Source organism: Pseudoalteromonas sp. S408, assembly GCF_005886645.1.
Classification (GTDB): domain Bacteria; phylum Pseudomonadota; class Gammaproteobacteria; order Enterobacterales; family Alteromonadaceae; genus Pseudoalteromonas.
This window is the reverse complement of record NZ_PNDY01000007.1, coordinates 415,872-425,270: the sequence shown is the minus strand read 5'-3', so window position 1 is coordinate 425,270 and position 9,399 is coordinate 415,872. Positions and strand designations below refer to the sequence as shown.

At 38.7% G+C, this 9,399-nt stretch carries 9 protein-coding genes and 1 pseudogene; 9 read left to right on the top strand and 1 reads right to left on the bottom strand.

Annotation, left to right across the window (positions count from 1 at the left end; translation table 11 throughout):
• Positions 1-174, bottom strand: a pseudogene (locus CWB62_RS08340) (IS110 family transposase); the annotation flags it as partial.
• 134 nt (positions 175-308) lie between these two features.
• Here CWB62_RS08340 and CWB62_RS08335 point away from each other — a divergent pair.
• The 9 genes from CWB62_RS08335 to CWB62_RS08295 all read left to right on the top strand — a co-directional run bounded on the left by CWB62_RS08335 (position 309) and on the right by CWB62_RS08295 (position 9,393).
• Entirely contained in the window at positions 309-1,283 is a 975-nt protein-coding gene (locus CWB62_RS08335) for a transposase (protein ID WP_138529058.1), read from the top strand.
• Between the two features lie 322 nt (positions 1,284-1,605).
• Positions 1,606-2,043, top strand: a complete 438-nt coding sequence (locus CWB62_RS08330) for a hypothetical protein (RefSeq protein ID WP_138529056.1) — start codon at positions 1,606-1,608, stop codon at positions 2,041-2,043.
• Positions 2,044-2,144: 101 nt separating this feature from the next.
• Complete coding sequence (locus CWB62_RS08325; RefSeq protein WP_058404213.1) at positions 2,145-2,450, top strand: hypothetical protein; 306 nt, start codon at positions 2,145-2,147, stop codon at positions 2,448-2,450.
• A gap of 257 nt (positions 2,451-2,707) precedes the next feature.
• Positions 2,708-3,061: a DUF4174 domain-containing protein gene (locus CWB62_RS08320; protein WP_249310730.1), complete on the top strand. Its 354-nt coding sequence runs from the start codon at positions 2,708-2,710 to the stop codon at positions 3,059-3,061.
• Between the two features lie 123 nt (positions 3,062-3,184).
• On the top strand, positions 3,185-4,141 hold the full coding sequence (locus CWB62_RS08315) for a protein kinase family protein (RefSeq protein ID WP_138529052.1): 957 nt from the start codon (positions 3,185-3,187) through the stop codon (positions 4,139-4,141).
• Between the two features lie 142 nt (positions 4,142-4,283).
• Positions 4,284-4,913, top strand: a complete 630-nt coding sequence (upp, locus tag CWB62_RS08310; protein WP_058404210.1) for a uracil phosphoribosyltransferase — start codon at positions 4,284-4,286, stop codon at positions 4,911-4,913.
• Positions 4,914-5,051: 138 nt separating this feature from the next.
• Complete coding sequence (locus CWB62_RS08305; protein ID WP_138529050.1) at positions 5,052-6,290, top strand: uracil-xanthine permease family protein; 1,239 nt, start codon at positions 5,052-5,054, stop codon at positions 6,288-6,290.
• Between the two features lie 144 nt (positions 6,291-6,434).
• On the top strand, positions 6,435-8,180 hold the full coding sequence (locus tag CWB62_RS08300) for an HAD-IIB family hydrolase (RefSeq protein ID WP_058404208.1): 1,746 nt from the start codon (positions 6,435-6,437) through the stop codon (positions 8,178-8,180).
• Complete coding sequence (locus tag CWB62_RS08295) at positions 8,173-9,393, top strand: glycosyltransferase family protein (protein WP_138529048.1); 1,221 nt, start codon at positions 8,173-8,175, stop codon at positions 9,391-9,393. The genes CWB62_RS08300 and CWB62_RS08295 overlap by 8 nt, the downstream gene beginning before the upstream one ends.
• The last annotated feature ends 6 nt before the right edge of the window (positions 9,394-9,399 follow it).

Genomic DNA, 9,399 nt, shown 5'->3' with positions numbered 1-9,399 from the left:
ACTAACCAGTTTTTGAAGTTTGAAATCGACTTTTTCAATCTGATTTTTTAATGCCGTTAGGATAGGTTTTATGAGTGACGATAGTGTTTTTGGCATTATTTGAGAGCGATTTTTCTCCATCGTTTGCATATCCATTAACTGGCGTCTTCTCGAGAGTAAATCGCTCATCAAGCGAAAAAAAAACAAAGATGACACCCATCCTTACAAAAACAAAGATTGAAAAACAAAGATGACACCCATCCTAAAGTTTGTATTTTTCGTTTTTTTTACTAACTTTCAATTAGTGCAAAATATAATCAGGGTGTCACATGGCAATTGCAAGAAAGCGTCAAGTAAGTTTGGTTGATACAAAGTATTATCACTGTATTTCACGTTGTGTTCGACGTGCTTTCTTGTGCGGTGAAGATCGTTTTACAGGTCAATCTTTTGAGCATCGCAGAGGGTGGGTTGAAGATAAGCTGCTTGAATTAGCAAAGGTATTTTGTATTGATGTATGTGCTTATGCAGTCATGAGTAACCACACCCACTTAGTCCTGTATGTAGATGATAAAAAAGCGGATCGGCTAAATGATAAAGCAATTGTTATTCGTTGGCACAAGCTATGTAAAGGCACCGCACTTACGCAAAAATACATACAAGGTGAGAAGTTAAGTAAAGCTGAGCTTATCTTTTTTAATCAAACAGTAAAACAATACCGTGAACGGCTAGCAAGTATCAGTTGGTTTATGCGGTTATTAAATGAAGATATTGCGCGTAAAGCGAATAAAGAAGATAACTGCACAGGGCGATTCTGGGAAGGCCGCTTCAAGTCACAAGCGCTACTTGATGAAGCAGCATTGGCAGCCTGTATGGCATACGTTGATTTAAACCCAATTAGGGCCAAAATGGCAAACACGCCAGAAGAGTCATCACATACGAGTGTGCAAACACGATTAGAAAGTGCAACAGAAGGCAAACAACCAAAAAAACTATTACGTTTTGCCGGAATACCACGTCAAATCATGCCAAAAGGGTTACCGTTTGAACTTAAAAGCTACCTTGAACTGGTTGAATTAACAGGACGTTGTATACGAGAAGGTAAACGCGGGTATATTGAAAGCACACATTTGCCCTTACTAGAAAGAGTAAATATCTCCCCAGAAAACTGGTTAAAACTGACCACGCAATTTACGCACGTATTTCACGGCGCAGTAGGCAGGGCAACCTCACAAGAAAGTTACTGTGAAAATCTACATAGAAAAAGGCGAGCAAATATAGGTAACTGCGAAAAGCTACTGGCATAAAGTTTAAAGTCTTCAATAAAGAATTAAAACTGCAATCATGCAGTTATTTTCATGCGTGTAATTTAGGTTTAACAGTGATAAGCGCTCACTTAACGAACTATGTGCGGGTGATGATGTAAAAAGAGATAAGTTTTTAGCCAAAAAGAGTAAACTTAGTCGCACCGTTTTATTTACTCAATTAAAGTGGCTGTCTTGTTTATTTTTGTTTATTATTAGCTGTCTTGTTTATTATTAATTGAACCAAAATAGGAACTCGGCTATGGTTGATTCATCAATAAAAATAAATTTAAAATGAGTTAATCTACAGGCTCGTTAGGTGCCAATGAAGATCGTATTACTAACTTTGCTTCTGCTTTTTTCATTTAGAGTCTCTGCTGTGGAACCTTGTGAACCAGTCCCAGAGGGCAAGCAAAGACGAGATAGTGTTTGTTCATATGAAGATGCTGCATTTAGAGCTCGTCAGGTTTTTAGCTACATATTATCTTTAAAAAAATACTGTGATAGTGCAACCCAAGAAGAAATAAATGAGTGGTACTTAAGTAACAAACAGCTCATCGATAAAGCAGTTATCATCAGCAAGCAACCATTAAAAGAAATAGTAAAAAATACAGACGCGGCATTATGGCAATCTGAGAGCAGCATCAGAGTTAAAGAGTCTTGCTCATATGCTAAACGTAAAATACATAATACATCACCTTCGCTATTTGGTGGTCGAGTAGGTGAGTATTTGGATTCTTACGCACCTAACAAAGCAAATTAAAAAGTACGGACAAAAAACAGTTGGCTTTGTTCGTGCCTCTCAAATTATAGCCAACTATTTTTTGCCGTTTATTTGCGGCGTTAGTTTTCAAAAGTTAAGCTATGTGGAATCAAACTGATAATGGAGAAACCATTGGAACAATAGGTTCTGAAAGTGGTGAAATAATTAAGGACGAGGAGCATTCCAAAGGTGCTCGTCTAACTTTGGAAAAAGGTGGTGATATTGCACCATACTCAATAACAAGTGGAGTATACGGGTGCTTCTTTCATACAACTTATTTATCAACTCCAGAAGAGGGAGTAAACGAGTTGCATGCAATGAAAGCTGAAATATCAGAGTTCTTTAATACTGAAACAACAAGTGATGAAGAACATGATTGGATTATGGCGTTTGTTGGCAGGCATTGAAAACTAACAAGTGACGATGGTAAAAATCAACATATCACCCATCCTAAATCTTGCATTTTAAGCGGGTTAAAACAACAATCTCAACCACACAAATATTTTACAGTTATAAACGCTAAAAAATACAATAAGCAAAACTACAAGGTTAAACAGAGCGTATTTAATAATTAAATTCTAATTTTAGGTTATGCTATGAGACAACTCAGATACCTTTTTTACTTGCACTTGGCTTGTTTTCAAACGCCAGTGAAAGTGCTCTATTGAATGATTTTTCCAGTTTACGGTGGGAAAACCGGCTGATCATCGTAAATCAACCAACAGATCCAGATTACGTATTAAGCCTTATGAAAAATCACTCAGAGGGCATTGTTGACCGGCATATAGTATGGTTTATTTTAAAAGACAGCGAGGCTTTAACTAACTACTCTGGCCAATTATCCGAGTCATTTATGTCGAATATTAAACAGCAGTACCGACTCAAAAAAAATACCGTTACTTTAATAGGAAAAGATGGAGGCATTAAATCTCAAGGAAGCACCGTTGATGTTAAAGCCCTCTTTTTGACCATAGACGCTATGTATATGCGACAACGAGAAATACAGCAAAAAAACTAAGATAGGTGTCATTTGAAAAAGAAAGCAATGAACCCATTAAACTGCATGGTTTTTATTAAGTACTTTCACCAATAATATCGTCTAATGTTAAACTACAAAAAAAATTAATAACCTAATACAGCTATGACATTTTACTTCCCTTTATTACAGCCTCACTTTAAACATATTGAAATAGGTGAAACACTTACTTCGCTGTGGAGCGGGTGTGGCAGTATTGTTGAGTGCAGGCTTGATAATGTACCTTGTGTTATTAAGGCGATTAAAATACCCAATCACATAAACCACCCTAAAATAAAACAAAGTAAGTTTGCACTAAAAAGAAAGCAGCAGTCTTACCATGTTGAGTATCATTTTTATAAGCTTTATAGCCATCATTTACCTAAAACAGCAAAGAGTATTGCATGTGTGAATGCTATTAATTTTGGCGATGAGTATGCGCTGATATTTAAAAATTTTACTCAGTTTGGGTTTACTCAAGCCATCTCATTGCATATAAAGCCAATATTAAAGTGGCTTGCTCACTTCCATGCGTTTAATTTGAATAAGCAGCATGATGAATTATGGGGGCAGGGTTGTTATTGGCATTTAAATACTCGGCCAGATGAATTTAACGCGCTTATGTCAAACACTAATAACGAGTTTGATATAAAAGTAGTTGCTAAAAAATTAGCTTATCAGCTAAAACACGCTAAGTATAAAACGTTAATCCATGGCGATGCTAAACTGGCAAACTTTGCTGTTAATTCAAATAATGAGATACGTGGATACGACTTTCAGTACACAGGTGCTGGCGTTGGTATAGTCGATGTTATGTACTTTATGACGAGCTGCTTTAGCTGTGAAGAGCTATATGCTCATGCAGAAAACGAACTTGCATATTATTTCGATGAGCTAGAGCATGCGCTAGCTCTTCATCAACCAGATATAGCTGTTCACGCAGTAACAAATGAATGGAAAGCGTTGTGGTCTGCCGCATGGGCTGATTTTTATCGTTTTTTAGCAGGGTGGAGTCCAGAGCATTATAAAATAAATAGTTATATGCATGAGCAAGTTGTTCGTTGGTTTAAAACAAACAACTAAATTTTAAGTATTGTGTTGTGCATAAATATCAAACAAACACATATATTTGCGCACAATGTATGAGAATTGCTTTAAAACTACAGGTCAAATGGTCATTTTTAATATAAAATATCGCTAATTATTGTCTAAGTAGGTTTTCATCATGGCTATTCACGTTATTACTCATCCACTTGTTCAACATAAATTAGGTTTAATGCGTGCTTTCGGCATTAGCACTAAAAGCTTTCGTGAGCTGTGCTCAGAAGTTGGCACATTATTAACGTACGAAGCAACGAAAAATATTCCCCTTGAAGACAATGAAATAACCAGTTGGGACGGTAACAAACTTAACGTACAACATATTAAAGGCAAAAAAATTACGGTGGTTCCTATCTTACGTGCAGGTTTAGGTATGATGGATGGTGTTATGCAGTTGTTGCCTGCGGCTAAAGTGAGTGTAGTTGGCCTTCAACGCAACGAAGAAACGCTTGAGCCAATTCCTTATTTTGAGAAGCTGGTAGAGAATATTGAACAGCGCCTTAGCTTAGTTATTGATCCTATGCTTGCAACGGGTGGCTCGATGATTGCCACAATCGACATGTTAAAAAAAGCAGGCTGTAAAGAAATTAAAGTGATTGTATTAGTTGCAGCCCCTGAAGGGGTAGAAAAAACCTTAGCAGCTCACCCTGATGTAGAAATATTTACCGCAGCGGTAGACAGCCATTTAAATGAAAAAGGTTATATAGTGCCTGGTTTAGGTGACGCAGGTGATAAAATATTTGGCACGGTATAGTCGCTATTGATAAGCGTTAATCGTTTTTGTGTTATAGGCAACGCAATTATAAAAGAGGCTTTCTGAGGAAGGCCTTTTTCGTGTTTGTTTACTAACTTTATAACGGCAAAAAGCAATAATTAAATTTAGGAGTGTATAGTGAAAGGTAACGCAACGTTTTCAATTAAAACAATTTTAACTGGCGCACAAATGCTATTTGTTGCATTTGGTGCGTTGGTATTGGTACCGCTATTAACAGGGCTCGATCCAAGTGTTGCACTTTTTACGGCCGGTGTAGGCACATTACTATTTCAATTGGTGACTAAAGGGCAGGTGCCTATATTTTTAGCCTCCTCGTTTGCGTTTATAGCACCCATTATTGCTGGGGTACAAATGTGGGGCGTACCCGCTACGATGGGCGGGTTAATGGCCGCCGGCGTAGCTTATATGTTATTAAGTTTACTCGTTAAATTTAAAGGTGTCGCTACACTTCACAAAATTTTACCTCCGGTTGTTGTTGGCCCCGTTATTATGGTGATAGGTTTAGCGCTTGCGCCTGTTGCGGTTAATATGGCGATGGGTAAAACAGGTGATGGCAGTGTTCAGTTAATTGATTACAACAGTGCTATTTTAATTTCCATGTTTTCACTTGTAGTTACGCTTATTTTTGCAGTGTGGGGCAAAGGTGTATTTAAATTAATTCCCATATTAGCAGGCGTAATATCTGGTTATGGACTATCGCTTATGCTGGGTGTAGTGCAGTTTGAAGCTGTAACCAATGCACACTGGTTTGCTGTACCTAACTTTACTTTACCTGAGTTTAAATGGCAGGCTATTTTGTTTATGGTGCCGGTGGCTATTGCGCCAGCTATTGAGCACATTGGCGATATGATGGCGATAAGCCAAGTGACTAAAAAAGACTTTTTAAAAAAGCCAGGTTTGCACCGTACTTTGTTTGGTGATGGGTTAGCAACGTCTGTAGCGTCGTTGTTTGGAGGCCCGCCAAACACCACTTATTCAGAGGTGACTGGTGCGGTCATGCTGACTAAAAACTTTAATCCCAAAGTAATGATGTGGACCGCTATTATTGCGATTGCTCTGGCGTTTATTGCAAAAATGGGAGCCGGATTACAAACCATACCGGTGCCAGTTATGGGAGGAATTATGATTTTGTTATTTGGCTCGATTGCGGTCGTTGGATTAAACACCTTGGTTAAGTCGGGCGATGATTTAACAGCCCCTCGTAACTTAACTATTGTTGCCCTTATTTTAGTATGTGGCATAGGTGGTATGCACATAGGTAGCAGTCAATTTAGTTTAGAGGGGGTTAGCTTGTGTGCCGTTTTAGGTATAGTGCTTAATTTAGTACTCCCCAAAGTAGAGCAAAACGCTGCATAACTTTGCACATTAGTTAAAATATTTGCACCAAATTGGCGCGTTTAAAACGTGCCTTTTTTATAACCTATTAAAAAGGTTATAAAAATAATGTTGGTCTAGTCCCTGCATTTAGTACTCTGAACACTATGTATTTAAGGAGTTACTATGTCAGAGGCCAATATTGTGGATATAACCCCGTTTTTAGCAAAGCATCAACTGCCTTTAAAGTACCAATATTTAAGTGAGCAGTACTTTGTACCCCTTGCACATGATATTCTCGAATCAAAAAAATCATCAACTCCTCTTTTTGTTGGCATTAATGGTTGTCAAGGCTCAGGCAAAACAACCTTAGCTGACTTTTTAGTTACTTGGTTTAGTAACAACACCTCATTAAACACGATTGCGTTATCGATTGACGACTTTTACCTAGGTAAAGAAAGCCGCAAACAACTAGCCGAAGATGTGCATCCTTTGTTTGTAACACGTGGTGTACCGGGCACGCACGACACCGAGCTAATGAACACAACAATAACTAAGCTATTAGCTGGTGAGGTAGGGGTTGCATTACCGCGTTTTAATAAACATCAAGATGACTGTGTTGCAAAGCAAGATTGGGTAGCAACCACGGCCCCTATTGATATTGTGATTTTAGAAGGGTGGTGCGTAGGTAGCGAGCCTCAGCCGCTATTTTCTCTCAGTGAGCCACTTAATGAATTAGAGCAATTAAACGACAAAGAAGGTGTGTGGCGTCGGTGTATAAATAGCTGCTTAGCAAACGAATATAAATCTATTTTTAATAAAATAGATTACAAAGTCATGCTAAAAGCACCTAGCTTTTCTGATGTTTTTACGTGGCGAAAAGAGCAAGAACAAAAGCTAATAGCCAAAAATGGTGTTGGTGCTGGCACCATGACCGATGAACAGTTAGTTTATTTTATTTCTCACTTTGAGCGCATAACTCGTGAAAACTTAAACACATTGAGTCGCAAAGCAAACTCATTGATTGAACTTGACAGCAATCGCGACATAGCAAGCATGCACCTGACAAGTGACGATACGTTACAGCCTATTATTTTTACTGATTTAGACGGTACTTTACTGGATCATACCGATTACAACACAAGTAATGTGAGCGAATTACTTCAGCAGTTACAAAGTGCACACATTCCCGTGGTATTTAACACCAGCAAAACATTTTGCGAAGTGGTTGAAATAAAAAATGAGTTAAATATTCAGCAGCCTTTTATTGTCGAAAATGGCGCCGCGGTATTTATTCCGCAAAGCTACTTTGAGCTCAAGCCTATAGGTTGCAAAGAAGTCGGTGGTTATTGGTGTTACGCGTTAGCGTCGCCATTATCAAGCTTGTTGAGTGATTTAGACACATTAGATGCGCAATACAAAGCACATTATAAACTATTTAGTGAGCTAAGTAGTGAGCAGATAAGTGAGCTTACAGGTTTAAACAACGCGCAGGCTAGGCGAGCTCAAACCCGTGATTATTCAGACCCTTTATATTGGTATGGTAGTGATGAGTTGCTGAACACTTTTGTAAGTGATGTAACGACATTAGGCTACGACATAAAAATAGGGGGCCGATTTATTCATATTGCTAAAAATACAGATAAAAGCGCTGCTCAGCAGTGGTTAGTTAAACAATTTACCCAACATTTTAGAAAGCCTCTCACAGTAATTGCACTCGGTGATAGTGACAACGATAAGCAAATGTTAGAACACGCTGATATCGCCATCATCATCAATAACCCAAGCAGTAAAAAGCCGGTTAAATTATCACATAACAAGGCACGTTATTCTCAATCGCCCGCGCCGCAAGGCTGGATTGAAGAAATAACGATACTGCCAAGCATTAGCAGCATTTTAAATACTATTGAGGAGCAAAAATCACATGGCTGATTTTTATCAAAATGGCATTATTACGACTTTGCATAACATTGCAGACAGACCCATTGAAGCGCTGGAAGAAGAGCTAGTAGGCTTTAGTAAACAGCGCCCTATGGGATTAATACTTCCTTCTTTATTTAGCGAATTGGAAGGCCCCGCACTTCAAAATATAATAAAAGAATTAAGAGAAGTGCCGTACTTATCACAAATAACAATTGGTTTAGATCGGGCCGATGAGCAACAGTACCGCCACGCACTCGGCTTTTTTAAAGAGCTGAACCAAAATCATAAAGTGTTATGGAACGATGGCCCGCGCTTGCAAGCACTTGACAAAGAGCTTCAAGAATTAGGCGTTGCTCCACGTGAACTCGGTAAAGGGCGTAACGTTTGGTATTGCATGGGCTATAAGCTCGCAACCGCTGAGGTTGAGTCTATTGCACTTCATGACTGCGATATTTTAACCTACGACAGAAGCTTACTTGCGCGTCTTATTTATCCGGTTGCACACCCGCGCTTTAACTACGAGTTTTGTAAAGGGTTTTACCCGCGTACAGCCAACGGCAAAATTAATGGCCGTGTATCGCGTTTATTAGTGACGCCTTTGTTACGTTCGTTTAAAACAATTTTAGGTAATACAGACTACCTTGAATATATGGATTCGTTTAGGTACCCATTAGCGGGTGAGTTTTCGTTTAGGCGTGATGTATTAAACGATATTCGTATACCAAGTGACTGGGGTCTTGAAATAGGCGTATTGAGTGAAATGTATCGAAACTATTCGCATAACCGTTTGTGCCAAGTAGATATTGCCGACAATTACGATCATAAGCACCAGGCGTTGTCGCTTGACGACCAAAGCGCTGGCTTGTCTAAAATGTCGATTGATATTACTAAAGCATTATTTAGAAAGCTCGCTACGCAAGGTGTAACGTTTACCAGCGAGACAATTCGTTCATTAAAAGCAACGTACTACCGCATTGGCTTAGATTTTATAGAAACTTACCACAACGATGCGCTTATGAATGGTTTAACACTGGATGTTCACCAAGAAGAAAAAGCTGTTGAAATGTTTGCACAAAACATTATGGAAGCAGGCCAACACTTTTTAGATAATCCAATGGAAGCGCCATTTGTGCCAAGTTGGAACCGTGTCGTGTCGGCTATGCCAGATGTATTTGAACGTTTAAAAGAAGCGGTAGAACTCGATAACGAAGAATATAGCTAAGTTGAA